Genomic DNA, 20,861 nt, shown 5'->3' with positions numbered 1-20,861 from the left:
CGTGTCATTGCGCCATGGTAACGCGCCGCCTGGCGCTCCTGCAGCGCAGCACGATCCGGTGTTAACGGGCCCCGTGCTATCGCTGCGCCATCGACCGTTGCGGAGCCCGGCCATGGCCCACAAGAACACCATCTGCGTGTGGTACGACAAGGACGCCCTGGCGGCGGCCACCTTCTATGCCCAGACCTTTGCCGACAGTGCGGTGACCGCCGTGCATGCCGCGCCCAGTGACTACCCCGACGGCCGCGAGGGCGATGTGCTGATGGTGGAATTCACCGTGTACGGCATTCCCTGCGTGGGCCTCAATGGTGGCCCGGCGTTCAAGCACAGCGAAGCGTTCTCGTTCCAGATCCAGACCGAGGACCAGGCCGAAACCGACCGGCTGTGGAACGCCATCGTCGGCAACGGCGGCCAGGAAAGCGAATGTGGCTGGTGCAAGGACCGCTGGGGCGTGTCCTGGCAGATCAGCCCGCGCGTATTGATGGACGCGGTGACCAGCAGCGACAAGGCACTGGCGCGACGCGCGTTCAACGCCATGATGCCGATGAAGAAGATCGACATCGCCACCATCGAAGCAGCCATCGCGCAGGCATGAACCACTGGGACGCGATCATCGTCGGTGGCGGCCATAACGGTCTGGTGTGCGCAGCCTATCTGGCCCGCGCCGGGCACAGGGTGCTGGTGCTGGAACGACGCGCGGTGCTGGGTGGGGCCGCCGTCACCGAAGAATTCCACCCGGGTTTCCGCAACTCGGTGGCCTCGTACACGGTGTCGCTGCTGCAGCCGAAAGTGATCGACGACCTGCAGCTGCACCAGCACGGGCTGCGCATCGTTGCGCGGCCGGTGAACAACTTCCTGCCGCTGGCCGATGGCCGCTACCTGCTGGCAGCACCGGGCCGCACCCAGGCCGAGGTGGCGAAATTTTCCGCGCGCGATGCACAGGCCCTGCCCGCCTATGAAGCCCGCCTGGAAATCTTCGCCGACGTGCTGCGCGCCTGGGCACTGCGCGCGCCGCCCGACCTGGGCGTGGACGCCGGCTGGCGTGCGCTTCCGGCGCTGTGGCAGATGGGCCGGCTTGGCCGCGAGCTGGCGGCGCTGGACCCGGCGCTGCGGCAGGAACTGCTGGACCTGTTCACCCTGTCGGCCGCCGAGTACCTGGACCGCTGGTTCGAGAGCGAACCGATCAAGGCACTGTTCGGCTTCGACGGCATCGTCGGCAACTACGCCAGCCCGTATACGCCAGGCAGCGCCTACGTACTGCTGCACCATGTGTTCGGCCAGTGCAACGGGGTGAAGGGCGCCTGGGGCCATGCGATCGGTGGCATGGGCGCGATCAGCCAGGCCATTGCCGCGGCCGCACGCGAGGCCGGCGCCGAACTGCGGGTCGATGCCGCCGTGCGCCACCTGCAGGTCGAACACGGGCGCGTGGTCGGCGTGGTGCTGGCCGACGGCAGCAGCGAGCGCGCCCACGCGGTGGTGGCCAACGTCAATCCGAAACTGCTGTACGAACAGTTGCTGGAACCGCAGCAGGTACCGGCACCCACCCGCGAGCGCATGGCGCAGTGGCGCTGTGGTTCGGGCACCTTCCGCATGAACGTGGCGCTGTCTGCCCTGCCCGACTTCCGTGCCCTGCCCGGTCCCGGCCCACACCTGAGCGCGGGCATCATCCTGGCCCCCAGCCTGGACTACATGGATCGCGCGTGGCTGGATGCACGCCGCGACGGCTGGTCGCGCGAACCGATCGTGGAGATGCTGATTCCCAGCACCCTGGATGATTCACTGGCGCCGCCGGGGCAGCACGTGGCCAGCCTGTTCTGCCAGCACGTGGCGCCGGTGCTGCCAGGCGGCAGGCACTGGGATGATCACCGTGACACCGTGGCCGATCTGATGATCGCCACCGTTGATCGCCATGCACCCGGGTTCGCGGCCAGCGTGCTGGGCCGGCAGGTGCTGTCGCCGCTGGATCTGGAGCGCACGTTCGGGCTGATTGGCGGCGACATTTTCCATGGCGCGCTCAGCGCCAACCAGCTGTTCTCAGCGCGGCCGATGGTGGGCCAGGCCGGGTATCGCGGCGCCCTGCCCGGTCTGTATCTGTGTGGGTCGGGCACCCATCCCGGTGGCGGCGTGACCGGGGCACCGGGGCACAATGCCGCCCAGGTGGTGCTGCAGGATCTGTGAGATGGTCCGCATGGGTAGGTGCCAACATTGGTTGGCACCTACCGGAGGTTTCGTGTCGACCAACGGTCGGCACCTACCCGCGTCAAATGATCCGGTTGAATGTGTGCCGACCAACGGTCGGCACCTACCCGCGTCAAATGATCCTTCGGATCATTTGACGCTGCGCAGGTGGTTCGGGCGCTTTGGCGGGCCGGGTGGGCGGCGCTTGCTGAACGGTGGTTGGCCGCGCCAGTAGCGGATCAGCAGCCAGCCGAACAGCATGCCGCCCAGGTGCGCGAAGTGGGCCACGCCCGGCTGCCAGCCGGTCATGCCCAGCACCAGTTCGCCCACGCCGAACAGGATCACGAAGGTGCGTGCCTTCATCGGAATGGGCGGGAACAGCAGCATCACCCGCTGGTTCGGGAACAGCATGCCGTAGGCCAGCAGCAGGCCGAACACACCGCCGGATGCGCCCAGCACCGGCGCCGGGTCTTCCAGCAGCGAGCCGACCAGCAACTGGCACAGGCCGGCGCCCACCACGCACACCAGGTAATAGATCAGGAACCGCTTCTCGCCCCAGGTCTGTTCCAGCGGCGCACCAAACATGAAGACGGCCAGCATGTTGAAGAACAGGTGGCCGAAGCTGCCGTGCAGGAAACCATAGGTCAGCAGCTGCCAGGGCTGGAAGTTGCCGCCCGGCGAGAAGGCGTCGAAGCCCTGCTGCAAGGGCTGCAGCATGAACGGCGCAAAGGTCTGCATGCCGAGCAGGAACGGCTGCTGCAGCAGGAACAGGATCGCGTTGGCGATCAGCAGGGCCTTGGTAACGGTGGGCAGTCGCGGGAACATGGGATGGCCGGCATGGAACGAACGCCATCATAGCCGGTGCAGGGTGTGGGTTTGGCGACGGCGCTGGCGTGCCGGTTCAGCCGGCGGCGATGCTCAGGCCGGGCCCCACAGCGCCGCGTCCAGGGCGGCGTCCGGGTCGATCGCCGGCATGCGCACGCGGCCATTGGTGACCACCACGCCTTCCGCACGCAGCCGCTGCGCCTGCTCGCGCCAGCCCGCCGATCCTTCGGCCATGGCGATACGGCCGTCCGAACGCAGCACCCGGTGCCAGGGCAGGCTGGGATCGTCGTTCTGCCCCAGCACGCGGGCGGTCAGGCGGGCGCGACCGGGCAGACCGGCACGCATGGCGACCTGGCCGTAGCCCATCACCTGGCCCGGCGGAATGGCATGGATCACCTGCAGGATGCGCGCGCGCGCCTGTTCCGGGGTCAGCGCCGCAGGCGCGTCACCAGCAGCACGCCCAGCAGGACCAGCACGGTGCCGGCGATCTGCGCCGGCCCCATCGGTTCGTCGAGCAACCATAGGCTCATCACGATGGTGGAAACAGGGCCCAGCATACCCACCTGCGCGGCCAGCGACGAACCCACGCGCTGCACCGCCAGCATGATCGCCAGCACCGGCAGCACCGTGCACACCGTGGCATTGACCAGCGACAACCACTGCACCGGCGCCGGTGCCTGCCACAGCAGCGGCAGCGGGTGGGTCACCGCAAAGTGCAGCAGCACCAGCACGCTGGCCACGCAGCTGGCATAGGCGGTCAGCCGCACCGCGCCCACGCGCGCCACCACCTGCCCGCTGCCGAACAGGTACAGCGCGTAGCTGAGCGCACTGCCCAGCACCAGCAGACTGCCGATGATGATCTGCCCGCCCTCGCGCTGCAGGTCATGGCCGAAGGCCAGCAGCACCCCCAGGTAGCTGAGCACCAGCGCGGCGATCTGCCAGCGCCCCGGCCGCTGCCGCGCCAGCAGCACGTTGATCAGCAGCACCAGGGTCGGGTTCAAGTACAGGATCAGCCGTTCCAGGGTCACGCTTATGTACTGCAGCCCCTGGAAATCGAGCAGGCTGGACAGGTAGTAGCCGGTGAAGCCGAGCCACAGCACGCGCGCACGGTCCGCCCAGGACAACGGTTCGGCGCGGCGTGCGCTCCACAGCGCCATCAGTACGAACAGCGGCAACGCCATCAGCATGCGCAGGGCCAGCAGCGTGGTCGCATCCACGCCATGGCGCAGGCCCAGCTTGACGATGATGGCCTTCCCGGAAGCCGCAACGGCACCGATTGCGGCCAGCCCGATGCCACCCAGCGCGATGCGGGGCGAAGCGGTGGCGATGCGCGAAGACGGGCTGGACATGGGAACGGCAACAGGCCGCGCGGGGCGGCCAGGGGCAATCGTGGGGCGCCCATTGTCGCATGGGGCGGCGCAGGCCGTAGTGTCGAGCTTGCTCGACTGCGCGCGGTCCTTCAGTCGAGCTAGGTTGATCAGTCGAGCAAGCTCGACTCTACCCAGCCGGGTTACCGCATCAACACCACTTCTTCCGACGAGGTGGGATGGATCGCCACGGTGGCGTCGAACTGCGCCTTGGTCGCCCCCATCTTCACCGCCACCGCAAAGCCCTGCAGGATCTCATCGGCGGCCTCACCCAGCAGATGGATGCCGACCACGCGTTCTTCCGGGCCCTCGCATACCATCTTGAACAGGCTGCGCTGGGTGCCGTTGGCCAGCGCCTGCAGCATCGGCCGGAACCGGCTGTGGTAGACCGTTACCTGATCGAAGCACTCGCGCGCCTGCTGTTCGCTCAGGCCAACCGCGCCCAGCGGCGGGTGCGAGAACACCACGCTGGGGACGGTCTCATAATCCATCTTCGATTCCGGCTTGCCGCCGAACAGGCGGTCCATCAGGCGCCGCGCTGCGGCCACCGCCACCGGGGTCAGCCCGACCTTGCCGGCAATATCACCCACCGCGTGCACGCTCGGCACCGCTGTGGTCTGCCATTCATCGACCTGCACCTGGCGGTGCTCACCGATGCCGATGCCCAGCGCCTCCAGGCCCAGATCCGCACTGTTGCCGCGGCGGCCGGTAGCGAAGAACACCGCATCGAACGCGCAGTCCAGCGCCCCCTGCGCGCCCACCACGCGCACCTGCTGGTCGTCGCGCTGCAGTGCCTTCAGGTCGAATTCGAAGCAGATGCGCACGCCCTGCTGGCGCAGGTTTTCGGCCAGCCGTTCGGTCAGTTCGTGGTCGAACCGGTCCAGCAGGCGCTGCCCGCGCACCAGCAGACTGACCCGGCTGCCCAGTGCCTGCAGCAGACCGGCCAGTTCCACGGCGATGTAGCCGCCGCCGACGATCGCAACCTCGGCCGGCGCCGCGCGCAGATCGAAGAAATCATCCGATACCAGGCCCAGCTCGGCGCCGGGCACGTCGGGCCGCTGCGGGTGGGCGCCGGTAGCGATCAGGATGTGCTGGGCGCTGTAGCGCACGCCATCGGTGCAGGCCACGGTGTGCGCATCCAGCAGGTGGCCGCGCGCAGGAATGCGCACTACGCCGGTCTCGTCCAGGCGCGCGTGGTAGCTCTTGTGGATGTTGCTGATATAGGCCTGGCGGTGGATCACCAGCTCCTTCCAGGACAGCGCCGGGCGTGCCGGTACGTCGAAACCCATCGCATGGGCCAGGCCGATACGCTCGGCCAGATCGGCCGCCAGCCACATTGCCTTTTTCGGCACGCAGCCGATGTTCACGCAGGTACCGCCCAACTCGCCCGGTTCCAGCAGCGCCACCCGCCTGCCGTACTGCGCGGCGCGGATCGCGCCGGCCAGGCCGGCAGAACCGCCGCCCAGCACGATCAGGTCATAGTCGAAGGGCGCAGTACTCATGGCAATCGCTCGCAGTCAGGGGAAACAACAACATCATCAGGGGTACGCCACGCGCACGCGGCCAGCATGCCATGGCAGGCCGGCGGTTCAGCGTGAGTGATACGGCACGTCAGTCGGCCGCGCGCGCCTGGCGCATGGCCGGCCACTGCCGGTAGGTCATCGCCCGCCACAGCCATTCCACCGGCCCGAAGCGGAAATGACGCAGCCACGCGTGGCTGATCGCCGCCTGCGCCGCAAACAGGGCCAGCGCCAGCAGCAGCTGCCAGGCGCGCGGCACCTGCTCGAACGCACCCAACCCATAGTGGTAGAACAGCAGCGTGCACAACAGCGACTGCAGCAGGTAATGGGTCAGCGCCATGCGCCCCACCGCGGCCAGGCCGCGCAGGGCCACGCGCCAACGCACGATCCACGCCAGGTAGCCCAGGCACATGGGCACCGCGCCTATCGCCACCAGGGCCATGGCGGCGGTGGTGGGCAGATCGTAGGCGCCGGGCTGCAGGTAGGGCTTCCAGTACGTGCCGGCCAGCGTCAGCAGCAGGCCCAGCGGCAGTGCGACCCAGCGCAGCAGTGCGTACAGGCGCGGGAAACGTTCCGGTGCGGCCAATGCACCGCTGCTGGCGAACCAGCTGCCGAGCAGGAACATGCCCAGTACCTGCGGCCCGGAAATGATCATGCCGCCCAGCGCCACGCCGAACTCGTGCAGGCGCTGGCCATTGGCCTGCAGCCAGCTGCCCTGCCCGTACACCAGGCGTTGCTGGTCGATGCTCTGCTGGGCGTCGGCCAGCATCTTCTGCACGTCATGCGGGGTGGCCATCGACACGATGGCACCCACCAGCAGCATCAGCAGCACCCCGCCCAGATAGACCGTGGCTCCCATCCAGGGCAGCCAGCTGCGCGGGGCTTCACGACAGGCCAGCAGCGGCAGCGACGCCAGCGCATACAGCACCAGGATGTCGCCGGACCAGACCAGCAGCGCATGGCACAGCCCGATCAGCAGCAGGCCCGCGCTGCGGCGCAGGTAGAAAGGGGCGAAGTCACGGCCGGCCGCTTCGGCGCGCTGGGCCATGACCGCGAAGCCGGCACCGAACAGCAGCGAGAACAGGGTGAAGAATTTGCCCTGCACGAACACGTAGACGAACGCATCGGCCCAGTAGTCGATGCCCTGCCAGTGCGTGTCGATGCCGGTGAAGGCCAGCTCCAGTGGGCCGGCGAAGGCCTCGATGTTCATCAGCAGGATGCCCAGCAGGGCCACCCCGCGCAGCACATCCAGCACGGCGATGCGTTCGCCGGAGGGGACCGGCTGCAGGGAAGGAAGTGCGGCGTTCACGGAACATCCGGTGGGCAGGTCCGTCATTATGCCGCTGCCGGGCGCACTGCGGGTCTGCCCGCGGCCTGGTCCGGAAACACAACGGCCCGCCGAAGCGGGCCGTTGCTGGCATCACGATCGTGCTGCGATCAGTGCTGGTGACCGCCGTCGCCGTGCACGTGGCCGTGTTCGATCTCTTCCTTGCCGGCTTCGCGCACTTCGACGATTTCCACGTCGAAGTGCAGGTCCTTGCCGGCCATCGGGTGGTTCAGGTCAACGTCTACCACGCTCATGCCGACCTTCTGCACGGTGACCGCGCGCGGGCCGAAGTTGGTCTGCAGCACCACCTGCTGGCCCGGGGCCAGCTTGGCGTTGCCGAAATGCTTCTTCGGCACGCGCTGGGACAGGCCTTCGCGGCGTTCGCCGTAGGCATCTGCAGCGGTCACGTCGACGCTGAAGGTCGCACCGGCTTCCTGGTCCATCATGGCGTTTTCCAGGCCCGGGATGATGTTGCCGTGGCCGATCAGGATCGCCAGCGGCTCGCCGCGGTCCTTGGACGACTCGATCGGCGCCTGGCCGACTTCGGAAACGGTGTAGTGGAAGCGGACAACGCGGTCTTTTTCGATCTTCATGCGCAACTCTGTCTGGATCTGCCGAAGGCAGGCGGGTTGGGGCGGGTTGTCGCCCGGCGGGGACGCCGCCATCATGACGGCCAATCCAAGGTGGCGCATTATCCGGAGATCATGCACATCACGCCAGTTTCGTCCGGCCCGCGCCGGCTCTTCGCGCCCGCCCTGCTGCTGGCCCTGCCCCTGTTGCTGTCCGCCTGCGGCGGCGGCAAGGCCACCCGCCCCGCCCCGCCGCCGCCCTCGGCGCACTGGCCGGCGACCACGCCGGACAACCCCGAGGCCGCCAATTCGGTGCTGATGCGCGCGATCAGCCTGGTCGGCACGCCCTACCGCTATGGCGGCAACACCCCCGATTCGGGCTTCGACTGCAGCGGCCTGGTCACCTACGTGTACCGGGAAATGGTCGACGTGAAGCTGCCGCGCACCTCGCGCGACCTGGCCGCGGTGCAGGGCCCGAGGATCGACCCGCAGCGCCTGGCCACCGGCGATCTGGTGTTCTTCGGCAGTCGCGGCAACGTGACCCACGTGGGCATCTACGTGGGCGAAGGCCGCTTCGTGCACGCGCCCAGCACCGGCGGCACGGTGCGTCTGGATTCGCTCAGTGGTCCCTACTGGAAAGACCACTACACAGGAGCGAAACGCGTCCTTCGCTAAACTGAACAGGCGCTATGTTCAAAACTGTGACGCGCATCACACTGTAAATAACGATTTTATAACGGAATTTTTAACTTATCGCGGCTTTTACAGGGCATGATGCCCCATCGTTTTTTTTCTGTGACCGACGCGTGACGACTGACGACCTGCAAGGCCAAGGCCAGACCGCCGTTCCTTCACATCGTGCCCGCCCGCTGCTGCTGGGCCTGGCACTCTGCCTCTCCAGCCTTCCGGCCTGGGCGCAGACCGCTCCGAACCGTTCCGACGCACCGGCACCGGCTTCCGTGGAAGCCACTGCCAAGCCGGCCGCCAAGGCCGAACCGGCCGCCCAGCGCAGCCGCGCCGACGCCGCCGCCAGCGCCACCCTGGCCGCCCTGCTGCCGCACCTGGCTGCCAACGACACCATTCCGCTGATGGACCGCTCGGCCATGGTCGCTGGCGATCTCAGCCGCCTGCTTGCCAACTACGACACCAGCAGCGCCGCCAACGGCAGCGTCGTGGTCGGCAGTGAAGCCGACAACGGCAAGGTGCAGTCGCTGCTGCGCCGCGCGATGACCCTGCTGGGCACCCCGTACCGCTGGGGCGGCAGCAACCCGGACAGCGGCTTCGACTGCAGCGGTCTGGTGGGCTACGTGTTCCGTTCGGCACTGGGCATCGAACTGCCGCGCGTCTCGCGCGAAATGGCCCACGACAACAACGCCCAGCTGATCAACGACCGCGCCTCGCTGGCCGCCGGTGATCTGGTGTTCTTCGGCCGCAAGGGTCGGGTCGACCATGTTGGCATCTACGTGGGCGAAGGTCGCTTCCTGCACGCCCCGAGCACCGGCAAGGACGTGCGCGTGGACACCCTGCTCAGCGGCTACTGGGGCAACAAGTTCATGCAGGCGCGCCGGGTCGATCTCTGACCGCCGCCCGCACCGTCACCGCCTGAACGACCGAGCCGCTGCCCTGCAGCGGCTTTTTCGTGGCCGCGCCGCTGGCCGCTGGCCGTCGCCCCGTGCGTTGGTGCTTGATGTCACGGTCCGTTGGGCCGCGGCCGGCCGCCAGCCCGCGGCCTGCGTAACCCGGCGTGGGGCGGCATGCCGGGATACCCAGCCAGACCCCGCCCGCGCTGTCTGCGTGCCGGGGGGAAAGGAATGGCAGCAAGCCTGGAAATTCCATCACGTTGCGTGATCTGGTTCGGACAGCCGCACGCGTCCGAGCGTGGCGCGCTGGCCGCCGCCGGCTGGCAGCTGCGCTGCGTGGCGCCCGGGCCGGCGATGGCCGTCGGCCTGCGCGGTCGTGACCATCTGGTGGCAGTGATCGACCTGCGCCACCTCGATCTGGACGCGCTGCAGGCACTGCTGCCCTGGGTGCAGCAGCACCAGCACCTGCCTTGGCTGGCGGTGCTGCCGGCGGACGTGCACAGCCCTCCCCCTGCCTGGACCGACGTCCTGCTGGCCTGCCAGAACCAGTTCACCCTGCCGCTGGAACTGGGCGCGCTGGTGTCCACCATGCGGCGCCAGGCCGACGCTGACACCAGCGACCCGGCGCGCGCCTGCGATGGCGGTGGCCTGCCGGCCCTGATCGGTGACAGCCCGCGCGTGCTGGCCGTGCGCGCGGCCCTGCACAAATTCGCGCCGGTGGATCTGCCGGTGCTGGTCACCGGCGAAACCGGCACCGGCAAGGAACTGGCCGCGCAGGCCCTGCATGCGCTGTCTGGCCGGGCCGGCAAGCCCTTCCTGGCGGTGAACTGCGGCGCCATTCCCGCCAACCTGGTGCAGTCGGAGCTGTTCGGCCATGAGCGCGGCGCGTTCACCGGCGCCGCCCAGCGCCGCATCGGCCTGTTCGAATCGGCCCATGGCGGCACCGTGTTCCTGGACGAGGTGGGCGACCTGCCCGGCGATGCGCAGACCAGCCTGCTGCGCGTGCTGCAGGAAGGCACGCTCGAACGCGTTGGCAGCAATCAGCCGCTGCGGGTGGATGTGCGGGTGCTGGCCGCCACCCATGTCGAACTGGAACAGGCGGTGGCCCAGGGCCGCTTCCGGCGCGATCTGTATTACCGCCTGAACGTGCTGCGCCTGCCGATGCCCCCGCTGCGCGAGCGTGGCAGCGATGTGCTGCTGCTGGCCGATCATTTCCTGCGCGGCTTCCGCCAGCGCCATCCCGGCCGCGCGCGGGGTTTCGACACCGGTGCCCGACAAGCGATGCGTGGTTTCGGCTGGCCCGGCAATGTGCGCGAACTGCTGAACCGCGTGCAGCGTGCGGCGATCGTGGCCGAGGGCGAACTGATCACCGCCGCCGACCTCGAACTTGCCGACGACGCACTGCCCGAACCCCGCGCACTGCTGCAGGATGCCCGTGGCCAGGTGGAACGCGATCTGCTGCTGCAGGCATTGCGCCAGCACGGCTACAACGTATCCGCCTGCGCCCGGCACATGCAGGTATCGCGCGTGACCGTCTACCGGCTGTGCCGCAAGCACCGCCTGGAACTGCCCCCGGAGCGGTGATGCCCGGCTGCCGTTGACGTTGACGTTGACGTTGATTTGGATCCGCCTTGAAGCGAGCCGAGCACCGCAGGTCCGGCGAGGGCGAAGAGGCGCCGGTGTCTGAGCGCAGCGCCGGCTCGCCGACGGCGGTGTGTTTCTTTGGTTACTTTCTTTGCACAAGCAAAGAAAGTGACACCCCTCCGCGGTCGTTGAAACGAAACGCCGGGCATGGCCCGGCGCTACCGATGCAGGGCGTCAGCCCTTCGCTACAGCATGTACGGCACCTTGAACGCCAGGGTGAAGTCCGGCGCGTCCGGGGTCAGCCCGATGCCCAGCAGGGTGACCAGCGTGGTGTTCTGGTTCAGCGCATAGGTCACGCCCAGGTTCAGCGAGGCGGCATTGGCATCACTGCCGATCACTTTCACCCATTCCCCGCCCTTGAACCGTGTCGAGGCGCGCGCGGTGATCTTGTCACTGAAGGAAATGCTCAGGCTGGTGCGCTCGTTGAAGGCAAACGCCACGCCTGCGCCGAAGTACACCGATCCGCCCAGCTTCACGTCACCCGGGTTGGTGGTGTCCGGGTTGCTGTCGATATCGCTGAAACCCCGCGGGAACGAATGGATGTAACCGGCGTTGGCGAACAGGATCGCCGGGTCGGCGGTCTTGACCATCGACACACCCAGGTTGGCCTGCCACACGCCATTGCCGGTGGGTTGTTCGCGCGGCACCGCAAAGCGGATGTAGTCGTCGTCATCACGCTCGATCACCTTCCAGTCCAGCCCGTAGGGGGCACGCCCGGTCGGTGCGGTCACTCCGCCGGTCAGCACGGTTTCCGGCCGCCAGCCACGTTCGCCGAACAGCCGGTAGTTCGCACTCACGCTCACATCGCCCAGGCCATTGCCGTTGGTTTCTTCCTGCGCGATCGCGGCGGCGGCACCGCCGGCACCGCCCTTCTGGTACACCGTGCGCCGTGCCAGGTAGGGCACGTCGGCGTTCAAGGTCAGGTTCGGGCTCACGCCCCAGCGCGCGGCCAGGTTGTAGGTGAGCGAATCGGATTCGACGTTCTCGATGGCGATGTTGCCCAGGAAGATCGCATCCAGCGCCAGGAAGCCATTGAGGGTGAGCTGCTTGCGGTCGTAGCGGGCATAGGTGAGGCTGTTTTCCAGGGTGAACCTGCGCGAGAACAGCGCCGCCTGCTGCTGCTTCACGTCGTCCACGCTGCGCCGCGCTTCCTGCTTGGCCTGCTGTGCTTCGGCAGCGGTGCTGGCGTAGCCCTCGCTGCTGGGCGGTACCGCGGCCGCGGCCGCCGGGGCGAGTGGCGCCGCCGGTGTGGATGCCGCGCCGGCACGACCGTTCAGGCGGGCCTGCATGGCCTGCACCTGCATGTCCAGTTCGCGCAGGCGCCGTACCTCCTGCGCGTAGTTGGCTTTCAGTTGTTCCAGTTGGCCGATCAATGCCTGCACGTCGGTCGCATCGTTGGCCGCCGGCTGCTGGGCGAAGGCGTTGGCCGCCAGCGCCGCCAGCGCCAGCGGGGTAAGCCGCACATAGGTATGCATGTCAGTGACCTGCGTTGAACGTTGTCCCCCTTGACCGGACCGGTTTATTGGCCCGGGCCCATGCCGCGGTTCAGCGCGATTGCCTGGGCCACGTTCTGGCTCAACGGCAGGTTGCCGGCCACGGAATTACGTACCAGCTCAAGCTGCAGCCGGTTGCTGGCGTTCTGGCCGTCGCCACTCAGGGCAATACCCTGGCCGACGCTGCCATTGCGGATCCACTGCTGCACCATGCCCTGGCCATCGACCTGCAACAGCAGGCGTGCCTGGTTGCCGTCCAGCACCGCGCTGGCGCTGGCGCCACCCTGCTGCACCTGGGCAATGCGCGTTCCGTCGTCACTGCCGGCCACGGGCACGGCGCCATCACGAATGGTGAGCGAGGTGACGTTGCGCGCGGTGTTGCCATCGCCCGCCACCTGCACGCTCTGCACCAGGCCACTGGCATTGGCCAGGCCGGTGCTGTCGATGCTGCGGCCACTGGTATCGGGCAGCGGTGCATCGGCGGCGGTGACCTGCACGCTGGGCTGGAAGGTCAGCTTGGGCGTACTGCCCTGGCGGAAATCCATGCCCAGGGTGAGCGCACCCTGCACCGCGCCGCCGTCATTGCCCTTCCACTGCGAAATCATGGTGACGCCGAACCAGGCCACGTTGTTGCCGCCCACGGTGTAGCGGCCACGCATCAGGTTCAGCTCCGGATCGGGGATTTCCTTCAAGCCGCGCCCCGGCGCACCGTCTGCGGCCCACGCGGGCAACGCAGGAAGTACCAGCAGCGCAGCAATCAGTACACGTTGGCGAAACATGATCGTGCCTCCTTCAGAACAGGTCGGCATGGCTGAAGCCGAAGTCGACCAGCTCGGCATCGGTGATCGGCCCCTGCCGCGCATACAGCGCGCGCGCACTGGGCCGTTCACTCGGTTGCAGCAGGACCGTATTGCGATCGAAGTCGCTGCCGATGACGACGAAAACGGCGCGCGACGGCCAGGCCTCCAGGAACTCCGGCAGCGGCAGCGCACGGTTGCCCAGGATCGGGTCGGCCACTTCCACCACGCCGCCCCGCACCTGCTTGAGCACCACGAAGTGGCGGAAGCCGCGCACATCCATCAGCACCAGCCCCGGCACCCGCAGGGTGCGCAGGCGCGTTTCATCAATGCGGTAGCCGCGGCCGCGCATGCCCAGCGATTCGACATAGCGCTTGATGTCCAGCAGCGAGAAACCGCGCTCCTTGACCAGTTGTGGATCGGAAACCCCCATCATTCCCTCGATCACCGTGGCTTCGGTGGTGTCCAGGTGGTAGGCGTAGCGCAGGATCGTGGCCAGCGCGGCGGCCCCACAGCTGTAGTCGGTGTGTTGGCGCACCAGGTTGCGGTAGCGCCGCTCCTGCATGCTTTCCACCTTCTGCTGCATCAGCGCACCGTTGGGCAGCACGCCGCTGAAGGCGACGTCCCCGGCCCAGGCACCGGCGCTGCCCAGCAACAGCAGGCAGGTCAGAACACGCAACCACCAACGGGAACCGGCCATGGTGCTCTCCACGGAAAGGAAGGAGCCCCTGCCCCAAGGGGGAGGAGGGACAGGGGCCCCCGGGGAACCCGGCCATTGGCGGACGGCCGGGCTTGTTGCGCTCAACGCAGGTCAGCTGCGAAAGCGGTCACGCACGGTGTTACTCGCCGCCACCGGTACCGCCGCCACCGCCGGTGCTGGGCTGGGCCACGGCCAGGGCCAGGCTGTTGGCCTGCAGGTTGCCGGTGCCGGACGCCACGTTCACGCCAATGTTGCCCGACGCCCCGGAGAAGGCACTGCCGGACAGCGCCGAGGTGTTGGTGGCGTTGACGTTCACCCAACGGGTGGTGGTGACGGTGCCGCTCAGGCTGGCGTACAGGTCGGCAATGCCCAGTTCGACGAACTGGCTGGTGCCGCTTTCACGCGTGTCGAAGCCCAGGCCACCCACGCCTTGACGGTACGGGTTCATCGTTGCGTTCTGGATCTCGTTGTCCAGATCGATGTGCCCGGTGCTGTTGCCGTCCGGATGCGGCAGGTCGCCATCCCAGGTGTCGAGGTAGTAGTTCGCCATCTGGTAAGCGTTGCCACGGCCGCTGTAGGTGCCGGCGCCGTAGGCCAGGGTCAGGCCGCCCACGCCACCGCTCATGCCCACTTCCACGGTGTCGGTGTAGGACTGCACATAGCCGGCATTGGACACCGCGTTGCCGCTGGAGATCTGGTTGGAGCTGATGCTGGATTGGGCCATGGCACTGGTGGCCACCGACGCAGCGAGCGCGTTCTTCTGCTCGTTGTTGTTGCCCGAGGCGATGTTCACGCCGATGTTGCCCGACGCGCCACCGAAGGCATTGCCACCGAGGCTGGCGGCGTTGGTGACGCCGGAGTTCATGGTGACGTTGCCCATACCGGCCTGGTTGACGAACACTTCGGCGTCGGCCATGCCGAAGCTGAAGGACGCGTCAGCGGCGGACAGCGAAGCGGCGTTGTCCTGCGCGTTGTTGTCACCGGCTACCACGTTGAAGCCGAGGTTGCCCGACGCACCGGCGCCGACATCGTCGGCAATGGAGGCGCTGTTGGTCACCAGGCTGTTGGAGCCTACGTTGTTGCTGATCGACTGCCGGTTGTCGATGACCGCGATGGCGGCCGAATCCAGATCGATCGAGCCGGTCACTTCCGGATCACCCGAGAAGCTGATGTCCGAGCTCAGGCGCAGGTCCTTTTCCAAGTTCACGTCGACGCCGTGGTTGCTCTTTTCCTTGCGCTCGTCGGCCTGGATGTTGCTGTGCTTCTGTACCTGCTCGTTCACCGTGCGGTTGCGGGTGATGTTGGAGGTATCGGTGTTGCTGCGTACCGTGGTGTTGGTACGGGTCCAGTTGCGGACCTCGTTGTCGGTGTGGTTGTGGGTGTCGTTGCGGGTTTCGGTCACGACATGGTTGTGGTTGATGTTGGCGTTGGCGTTCTGGTTGTCCCAGCCGTTGGCCGCAGCCGCAGTGGAGGCCGTGGCAATCGCCATCGCAAGCACGGTCCTTTTCAGGTTCGCGTTCATGGTGCCCTCTCTCTCATCAGGTGATACATCGGGTGGTTGTTGCTCACGGGTTGCCCTGCACGGCCATGGTCAGCACGTTGGCCGTGTCATTGCGCGCTCCCGCGATCTGATTGAGTTGCAGGACACCGTCGAAGCCCCGCAGTGCCGTCGAAGCGACGCCGACACTGCGGATACCCGCCGCAACACCGTCACCGGTGTCGCCCTGCCCCCCTGCTGACGCGATATCCGCTGCGGCCAACGCCGCGTCATCGGATTCGCGTATCCCTTGCCGGGCCAGCGTCACGCTGACGACGTTGAGCGTCGTGTTGGCGATGCCGCTGGCCTGGTTGATCGATGCGATACCACTGGCGCCGGCCAATGCTTCCCCGGCGATATGTGCGCTGGCCTGCAACGGTGCCGACAGCACCACGTTGCCGCCGTGCTGCTGGCGTGCGGCCACGGCCACGTTGGCCTGGTTGCCGCTGGCCATGCCCTGCAGATTGGCCTGGATGTTCAGATCGCCCGCGGCCTGGTTCACCGCGATGGCGCCGCTGGCCCCAGCCAGCGCGCGGCCGTCGATGCGGGCGATATCCAGGTAGGCCAGCATGCCGCTGTAGTCGTCGGCCAGCGCCGTGGCCGGCAGCAGCACCACCACCAGCAGCAGGCCCCGCGTGCGCCGCATCATTTGCCACCGCCCGGCGCCGGTGCGCCCAGCGGGAACTGCGACAGCGCACCGCGCACCGTATCGCCGATGCCGCGGGTGGTGCTGCCCACCGCACCCAGCGGGCCGCTCATCGCCCCGCTCAGGTTGCTGCCGCTCATCATGCTGTCACCGGAACGCCCAAGCGTGCCCCCCAGCGCCTGGTGGGTCACCCGTTCGACCGTGGTGCCACCGGGCGCGGCCAGCTGCTGGGTCTGCCCAGCGCCCAGCCCGGCGTAGTCATCGTCGCTGAGTTCGTCCATGCCACCGTGCGCGCCGCTGCTGCCGAGTGCACCGGCGATTTCACGCTGTGGCTTGGGGTCGGCGATCAACGCCACGCCGGGTGGGGCCATGCGGTAGGCCGGGCGCGTGGACACATCGCGCAGCAGCACGATTTCGCCAGGCTGCGCCTTGACGCCCTGGCGCGCACCGGATGCGGCGGCGGCCAGCGGGCAGGCCATGGCCAGCAGCAGTGCCATCTGACGAACCGGGCTACCAATGAGGATGCTGCTGCCGTCCATGCCGCTCTCCCGTTGCGTATGCGCAGGGAGGGAGCAGTTTCCGTGCCAACTTCCGCAGGCCCGTTGCACAAGGCCTGCGCGTGCGCTCACGCGCGCCGGTTGATGCCGCGGTGTTACAGCCGCGTTGGGATTTCGTTGGGCTTAACGCGCGCGAAACGCAGGATTCACGGGCTGCGCGGGGGCTGTATCAGTCCTGTTACAGGGGCTGATACAACCCGTTGCAGCCCCGCTTCAGCTGCGCGGCGGGGTCGGGTCGGGATCGTCGATACCGACATTGGTGCTGGGGTTGTCGTACACGCTCTGGTCCAGCAGCCCGGTTTCCTTGGCCACCAGCACCGGCACCAGCATCTGCCCCGTCACATTCGTCATCGTGCGCATCATGTCCAGGATGCGATCGATGGCATACAGGTAGCCGATGGTTTCCAGCGGCAGGTTGGCCGCGCTCAGCACCACGGTGGCCATGATCACCGCCGTACCCGGAACGCCGGCGGTACCGAAGCTGCCCAGCACCGAAGCGATCAGCACCACCACGTACTGTTCCGGGGTGAGCGGCACCCCGCTGTACTGGGCAATGAACACCGCGCACAGCGCCGGGTAGATCGCACCGCAGCCATCCATCTTGATGCTGGCGCCCAGCGGCACGGCGAACGAACCGTAATCTTTGTTCACCCCCAGGTTGTGGGTGATCGAGCGCAGCGCCACCGGCATCGCCGCGAAGCTGGACGAACTGACGAAGGCCACCTGCATGCCCGGCGCCGCGCCGCGGAAGAACTTCAGCGGGTTCAGGCCGTGCGACAGCAGCAGCGCGCTGTAGACCACCACGATGTGCAGCGCGCAGGCCACGTACAGGGCCAGCACGAAATGGCCCAGCGGCAGCAGCTTCTCGAAGCCGTAGCTGCCGACCAGGCCGGCGATCAGGCCGAACGTACCGATCGGGGTGACTTCCAGCACGAAGCGGGTCACCTGGATCATGATGTCGCTCATCTGCCCGACCAGCTTGCGCGCCTCGGTCACCTTCTCGCCCAGTTTGACGATGGCAAAGCCGACCAGGCCGGCGAAGAAGATGACCGGCAGGATCGAACCGCGACCGGCCGCCAGCACGGTCTCGCCGGCGGCGTTGACCTTGGTGCCGATGCCCGACAGCGCGTAGAACACGTTGGCCGGCACCACGTCCAGCAGCACCTGCACCACGCTGGGCACTTCGCGCGGCACGTAGTTGCTGGCCATTGACAGTTGCAGGCCACCGGCACCAGGCTGCAGCACCGTGCCAACGCCCAGGCCCACGCACACCGCCAGTGCCGCAGTAATCACGAACCACAGGAAGGTGCGGCCACTGAGCGCGGCGACCGATTTCTGGCCATGCAGCGACGAGATCGCGTTGATGACCGCGAAGAACACCAGCGGCACCGCGATCATCTTGATCAGGGTGACATACAGTTCGCCGAGCGGGCCGAACCACGTTTCGGCGGCCGGGCCCAGCGCCCAGCCGGCCAGCGCGCCAAGCACGAAGCCACCGACCACGCGCTGCCAGAATGGAATCCGCAGCCAGGCAGAGACCAGCTTCATAGGCAATCCAGAGGGGAAGGAAGGGATGGTTCCACGATAGCCCAAGCCTGCCGCGGGAACGACCGCCGCACCGGCAAATCAGTGTGTCATCGGCGTGCCTTGCTGGGCCGGGCATAATGAACGTCCCGTTACAGTTTGTGAGATCCCAGCGTCCATGCGTCGTTCCGTCTCTCTGTTGGCCGCCTGCGCCACCACCCTGCTGCTGGGCGCCTGCGCCAGCACCGCCCCCGCCACTGCCCCGGCCGGCCTGAAGGTCGCCGTCGATCCGGTTGCCCATCCGGCCGGCGAAACCCCGCAGTGGTGGTACCGCAGTGGCGCCGCACAGGCCGCAGCCAACGGCGCGATGGCCGGCAAGGCCAAGAACGTCATCCTGTTCCTGGGCGATGGCATGAGCCTGACCACCGTGGCCGCCGCGCGCATCTATGAAGGCCAGCGCAAGGGCAGCGCCGGCGAAGAGAACCTGCTGTCGTGGGAGCGCTTCCCGGCCACCGCGTTCAGCAAGACCTACAACACCGATTCGCAGACGCCGGATTCGGCCGGCACCATGACCGCCATCACCACCGGCGTGAAGACCCATATGGGCGCTATCGGCGTCAGCGCCGGCAGCCGCACCGACTGCGCCGACAGCCTGTCCAAGGGCCTGCTGACCTGGCTGCAGCTGGCCGACAGCGCCGGCCTGGCCACCGGTATCGTCTCCACCGCACGCCTGACCCACGCCACCCCGGCCGCCACCTACGCCCATTCGCCCGAGCGCAACTGGGAAAACGACACCGACCTGACCGAGGAAGCCAAGGCCGCCGGCTGCCAGGACATCGCCCAGCAGTTGCTGTCCACCTCGCGCTATGGGCGTGGCCCGCTGGTCGCCCTGGGCGGCGGTCGTGGCGAGTTCACCACCGTGGAAGAGCGCGACCCCGAATATGACGACAAGGTCGGCCAGCGCCTGGACGGCCGCAGCCTGGTGCAGGAATGGCAGCAGGCGCATCCGCAGGGTGCGTATGTGTGGAACAGCAAGCAGCTGGCCGCCGCCGCCAACGCCCCGGCCCTGCTCGGCCTGTTCGAACCGGACCACATGCGTTACGAATACGAGCGCCCGCAGGATCCGTCCGGCGAGCCGAGCCTGGCCGAACTGACCGCCGCGGCAATCAAGAACCTGGCCCAGCACAAGGAAGGCTACGTGCTGATGATCGAAGGCGCGCGCATCGACCATGCCAACCACAGTGGCAACGCCTACCGCGCGCTGACCGAAACCGTTGCCCTGTCCGATGCAGTGCGCGTGGCCAACGAACTGACCTCGGCCGATGACACCCTGATCATCGTCACCGCCGACCACTCGCACACCCTCAACTTCGTCGGTTACCCCGCACGCGGCAACCCGATCCTGGGCAAGGTGAAGGACAAGGGGGGCGAGGACGGTGCCGGCAAGCTGGACAACGCCCTGGACGGCAACGGCCAGCCCTACACCACGCTGAGCTACGCCAACGGCCCCGGCCACACCGGCGCCACCAACCAGCAGCCGGCCGGACCGAAGCGCTACCCGCACAACCCCAGCACGTTCGAGCAGGCCAAGGGCCGCCCCGACCTGCACGCGGTGGACACCGAGCACCCCGATTACATGCAGGAAGCGCTGGTGCCGATGAAGTCCGAATCGCACGGCGGCGAAGACGTGGGCATCTGGGCCCGTGGCCCGGGCAGCCAAGCGATCCGCGGCACGCTGGAACAGAACGCGATCTACCACATGATCGTGCAGGCGGCCCCGGCCCTGCGCGCGCGCCTGTGCCAGGCCGGCACCTGCGATGCGCAGGGTGTGCCGGTGCAGCTGCCGGCGCCGAACGCCTTCGAACGCAAGGCCGAGGCCAAGTGAGGCCGCTGCCGGCCCCTGCCGAGGGGGCCGGCCGCCGCATCGCGCGGTGGCTGGCCCTGCTGGGCGTGCTGGCCAGTGCCGGTGCGCAGGCACAAGCGCCTGCGTGCCAGCTGCTGACCGAAAGCGAAGGGCTGGTGGCGTTGCCGGGCTGCACCGTTGCCGAAGGTCAGCCGCGGCTGGACGCCACGGCGCTGGCCGCCCTGCCCTACGACGCGCAGGGGCTGGCGGTGGTTCATGCCGGCGGCGGTTTCCATTACGTGGACCGCACTGGCCGCAGCCTGGCGGTCATCACCTGGGACAACGGCCCGGACACGCTGCAGGACGGTCTGCTGCGTGGCCGCGTGGGCGAGCGCATCGCTTACTTCGACGTGGCGTTGCGGCAAGTGATCGAACCGACCTTCGATTTCGCCTGGCCGTTCCACGACGGTGTGGCCGAAGTCTGCAACGGCTGCCGGCGCGGCACGCCCGATGCTGACGGGCACACGCCGATGGAAGGCGGCGACTGGTTCCGCATCGACCGCAGCGGTCGTCGGCTGAAGTAGGGTTTTCGGCAGGGCTGCTCCCTGCACCCGCTCAATGCAACGGCAACGGCAACGGCAACGGCAACGGCAACGGCAACGTCAAAAGCGGCATCCCGTGGGGTGGCGGGGCGGTGTCGGAGTGCGGGGACGCCGCAAGTACGTCCGTGTAGGCTTGGCAGCCGCATCCATGC

At 67.8% G+C, this 20,861-nt stretch carries 20 protein-coding genes; 7 read left to right on the top strand and 13 right to left on the bottom strand.

All coding sequences use genetic code 11. From position 1 onward, the window contains the following. Nucleotides 1–112: 112 nt before the first annotated feature. On the top strand, nucleotides 113–595 hold the full coding sequence (locus IAE58_RS02710) for a VOC family protein (RefSeq protein ID WP_108756811.1): 483 nt from the start codon (nucleotides 113–115) through the stop codon (nucleotides 593–595). Next, nucleotides 592–2,178, top strand: a complete 1,587-nt coding sequence (locus tag IAE58_RS02705) for an NAD(P)/FAD-dependent oxidoreductase (protein WP_199933162.1) — start codon at nucleotides 592–594, stop codon at nucleotides 2,176–2,178. The genes IAE58_RS02710 and IAE58_RS02705 overlap by 4 nt, the downstream gene beginning before the upstream one ends. A 150-nt stretch (nucleotides 2,179–2,328) precedes the next feature. On the opposite strand, the gene IAE58_RS02700 is transcribed toward IAE58_RS02705, so the two are convergent. The 6 genes from IAE58_RS02700 to IAE58_RS02675 all read right to left on the bottom strand — a co-directional run bounded on the left by IAE58_RS02700 (nucleotide 2,329) and on the right by IAE58_RS02675 (nucleotide 7,810). Continuing rightward, complete coding sequence (locus IAE58_RS02700) at nucleotides 2,329–3,003, bottom strand: rhomboid family intramembrane serine protease (protein ID WP_199933163.1); 675 nt, start codon at nucleotides 3,001–3,003, stop codon at nucleotides 2,329–2,331. 93 nt (nucleotides 3,004–3,096) lie between these two features. Next, nucleotides 3,097–3,525, bottom strand: a complete 429-nt coding sequence (locus IAE58_RS02695) for an MGMT family protein (RefSeq protein ID WP_233614805.1) — start codon at nucleotides 3,523–3,525, stop codon at nucleotides 3,097–3,099. Further along, nucleotides 3,432–4,352, bottom strand: coding sequence for a DMT family transporter (locus IAE58_RS02690; RefSeq protein WP_108753730.1), 921 nt, complete (start codon nucleotides 4,350–4,352; stop codon nucleotides 3,432–3,434). The genes IAE58_RS02695 and IAE58_RS02690 overlap by 94 nt, the downstream gene beginning before the upstream one ends. Nucleotides 4,353–4,513: 161 nt before the next feature. Beyond that, nucleotides 4,514–5,872 carry a glutathione-disulfide reductase gene (gene gorA / locus IAE58_RS02685; protein WP_199933164.1) on the bottom strand — a complete coding sequence of 453 codons (1,359 nt, stop codon included), beginning with the start codon at nucleotides 5,870–5,872 and terminating at the stop codon, nucleotides 4,514–4,516. Nucleotides 5,873–5,981: 109 nt separating this feature from the next. Beyond that, the gene (locus IAE58_RS02680) at nucleotides 5,982–7,226 is read right to left on the bottom strand and encodes a DUF418 domain-containing protein (RefSeq protein ID WP_199933165.1); all 1,245 of its coding nucleotides are present in this window, start codon (nucleotides 7,224–7,226) and stop codon (nucleotides 5,982–5,984) included. A 101-nt stretch (nucleotides 7,227–7,327) separates the two neighbouring features. After that, a complete protein-coding gene (locus IAE58_RS02675) occupies nucleotides 7,328–7,810 on the bottom strand; it encodes a peptidylprolyl isomerase (RefSeq protein WP_108753733.1) in 483 nt (160 codons plus the stop codon). A 111-nt stretch (nucleotides 7,811–7,921) separates the two neighbouring features. On the opposite strand from IAE58_RS02675, the gene IAE58_RS02670 reads away from it, so the two are divergent. The 3 genes from IAE58_RS02670 to IAE58_RS02660 all read left to right on the top strand — a co-directional run bounded on the left by IAE58_RS02670 (nucleotide 7,922) and on the right by IAE58_RS02660 (nucleotide 10,950). Continuing rightward, a complete protein-coding gene (locus IAE58_RS02670) occupies nucleotides 7,922–8,461 on the top strand; it encodes a C40 family peptidase (RefSeq protein WP_199933166.1) in 540 nt (179 codons plus the stop codon). 200 nt (nucleotides 8,462–8,661) lie between these two features. Beyond that, nucleotides 8,662–9,366: a C40 family peptidase gene (locus tag IAE58_RS02665; protein ID WP_233614814.1), complete on the top strand. Its 705-nt coding sequence runs from the start codon at nucleotides 8,662–8,664 to the stop codon at nucleotides 9,364–9,366. A gap of 231 nt (nucleotides 9,367–9,597) precedes the next feature. Further along, nucleotides 9,598–10,950 carry a sigma-54 dependent transcriptional regulator gene (locus tag IAE58_RS02660; protein WP_199933168.1) on the top strand — a complete coding sequence of 451 codons (1,353 nt, stop codon included), beginning with the start codon at nucleotides 9,598–9,600 and terminating at the stop codon, nucleotides 10,948–10,950. 245 nt (nucleotides 10,951–11,195) lie between these two features. Here IAE58_RS02660 and IAE58_RS02655 read toward each other — a convergent pair whose 3' ends face one another. From IAE58_RS02655 to IAE58_RS02625, 7 genes are all read right to left on the bottom strand, one after another. Continuing rightward, nucleotides 11,196–12,485 carry a transporter gene (locus tag IAE58_RS02655; RefSeq protein ID WP_199933169.1) on the bottom strand — a complete coding sequence of 430 codons (1,290 nt, stop codon included), beginning with the start codon at nucleotides 12,483–12,485 and terminating at the stop codon, nucleotides 11,196–11,198. 44 nt (nucleotides 12,486–12,529) lie between these two features. After that, on the bottom strand, nucleotides 12,530–13,282 hold the full coding sequence (locus tag IAE58_RS02650; protein ID WP_199933170.1) for a hypothetical protein: 753 nt from the start codon (nucleotides 13,280–13,282) through the stop codon (nucleotides 12,530–12,532). Between the two features lie 13 nt (nucleotides 13,283–13,295). Continuing rightward, nucleotides 13,296–14,000 (bottom strand): C39 family peptidase, encoded by a 705-nt coding sequence (locus IAE58_RS02645; RefSeq protein ID WP_108750275.1) that lies wholly within the window; start codon nucleotides 13,998–14,000, stop codon nucleotides 13,296–13,298. Between the two features lie 139 nt (nucleotides 14,001–14,139). Further along, nucleotides 14,140–15,522: an adhesin gene (locus IAE58_RS02640; protein WP_199933171.1), complete on the bottom strand. Its 1,383-nt coding sequence runs from the start codon at nucleotides 15,520–15,522 to the stop codon at nucleotides 14,140–14,142. A gap of 43 nt (nucleotides 15,523–15,565) precedes the next feature. Continuing rightward, nucleotides 15,566–16,183, bottom strand: coding sequence for a hypothetical protein (locus tag IAE58_RS02635; RefSeq protein ID WP_199933172.1), 618 nt, complete (start codon nucleotides 16,181–16,183; stop codon nucleotides 15,566–15,568). Then, the gene (locus IAE58_RS02630; RefSeq protein ID WP_233614806.1) at nucleotides 16,183–16,680 is read right to left on the bottom strand and encodes a hypothetical protein; all 498 of its coding nucleotides are present in this window, start codon (nucleotides 16,678–16,680) and stop codon (nucleotides 16,183–16,185) included. Before IAE58_RS02630 ends, IAE58_RS02635 begins: the two co-directional genes overlap by 1 nt. A gap of 273 nt (nucleotides 16,681–16,953) precedes the next feature. Next, nucleotides 16,954–18,288, bottom strand: a complete 1,335-nt coding sequence (locus IAE58_RS02625; protein WP_164275740.1) for a dicarboxylate/amino acid:cation symporter — start codon at nucleotides 18,286–18,288, stop codon at nucleotides 16,954–16,956. A 154-nt stretch (nucleotides 18,289–18,442) separates the two neighbouring features. Here IAE58_RS02625 and IAE58_RS02620 point away from each other — a divergent pair, with 154 nt between their 5' ends. Then, nucleotides 18,443–20,149 carry an alkaline phosphatase gene (locus tag IAE58_RS02620; protein WP_108753738.1) on the top strand — a complete coding sequence of 569 codons (1,707 nt, stop codon included), beginning with the start codon at nucleotides 18,443–18,445 and terminating at the stop codon, nucleotides 20,147–20,149. Then, complete coding sequence (locus IAE58_RS02615; RefSeq protein ID WP_199933174.1) at nucleotides 20,146–20,691, top strand: WG repeat-containing protein; 546 nt, start codon at nucleotides 20,146–20,148, stop codon at nucleotides 20,689–20,691. Before IAE58_RS02620 ends, IAE58_RS02615 begins: the two co-directional genes overlap by 4 nt. The last annotated feature ends 170 nt before the right edge of the window (nucleotides 20,692–20,861 follow it).

It is taken from the genome of Stenotrophomonas sp. S49, assembly GCF_016624905.1.
Taxonomy (GTDB): domain Bacteria; phylum Pseudomonadota; class Gammaproteobacteria; order Xanthomonadales; family Xanthomonadaceae; genus Stenotrophomonas.
Note: the sequence above shows the minus strand (reverse complement) of the source record. Positions and strands in the feature narration are given on the sequence as shown.

Bases quoted from the DNA above. Each gene is read 5' to 3' on its own strand.
- IAE58_RS02710 (WP_108756811.1), top strand. From the start codon at position 113: ATGGCCCACAAGAACACCATCTGCGTGTGGTACGACAAGGACGCCCTG.
- IAE58_RS02705 (WP_199933162.1), top strand. From the start codon at position 592: ATGAACCACTGGGACGCGATCATCGTCGGTGGCGGCCATAACGGTCTG.
- IAE58_RS02700 (WP_199933163.1), bottom strand. From the start codon at position 3,003: ATGTTCCCGCGACTGCCCACCGTTACCAAGGCCCTGCTGATCGCCAAC.
- IAE58_RS02695 (WP_233614805.1), bottom strand. From the start codon at position 3,525: ATGGTTGCTCGACGAACCGATGGGGCCGGCGCAGATCGCCGGCACCGT.
- IAE58_RS02690 (WP_108753730.1), bottom strand. From the start codon at position 4,352: ATGTCCAGCCCGTCTTCGCGCATCGCCACCGCTTCGCCCCGCATCGCG.
- gorA (WP_199933164.1), bottom strand. From the start codon at position 5,872: ATGAGTACTGCGCCCTTCGACTATGACCTGATCGTGCTGGGCGGCGGT.
- IAE58_RS02680 (WP_199933165.1), bottom strand. From the start codon at position 7,226: ATGACGGACCTGCCCACCGGATGTTCCGTGAACGCCGCACTTCCTTCC.
- IAE58_RS02675 (WP_108753733.1), bottom strand. From the start codon at position 7,810: ATGAAGATCGAAAAAGACCGCGTTGTCCGCTTCCACTACACCGTTTCC.
- IAE58_RS02670 (WP_199933166.1), top strand. From the start codon at position 7,922: ATGCACATCACGCCAGTTTCGTCCGGCCCGCGCCGGCTCTTCGCGCCC.
- IAE58_RS02660 (WP_199933168.1), top strand. From the start codon at position 9,598: ATGGCAGCAAGCCTGGAAATTCCATCACGTTGCGTGATCTGGTTCGGA.
- IAE58_RS02655 (WP_199933169.1), bottom strand. From the start codon at position 12,485: ATGCATACCTATGTGCGGCTTACCCCGCTGGCGCTGGCGGCGCTGGCG.
- IAE58_RS02650 (WP_199933170.1), bottom strand. From the start codon at position 13,282: ATGTTTCGCCAACGTGTACTGATTGCTGCGCTGCTGGTACTTCCTGCG.
- IAE58_RS02645 (WP_108750275.1), bottom strand. From the start codon at position 14,000: ATGGCCGGTTCCCGTTGGTGGTTGCGTGTTCTGACCTGCCTGCTGTTG.
- IAE58_RS02640 (WP_199933171.1), bottom strand. From the start codon at position 15,522: ATGAACGCGAACCTGAAAAGGACCGTGCTTGCGATGGCGATTGCCACG.
- IAE58_RS02635 (WP_199933172.1), bottom strand. From the start codon at position 16,183: ATGCGGCGCACGCGGGGCCTGCTGCTGGTGGTGGTGCTGCTGCCGGCC.
- IAE58_RS02630 (WP_233614806.1), bottom strand. From the start codon at position 16,680: ATGGCACTGCTGCTGGCCATGGCCTGCCCGCTGGCCGCCGCCGCATCC.
- IAE58_RS02625 (WP_164275740.1), bottom strand. From the start codon at position 18,288: ATGAAGCTGGTCTCTGCCTGGCTGCGGATTCCATTCTGGCAGCGCGTG.
- IAE58_RS02620 (WP_108753738.1), top strand. From the start codon at position 18,443: ATGCGTCGTTCCGTCTCTCTGTTGGCCGCCTGCGCCACCACCCTGCTG.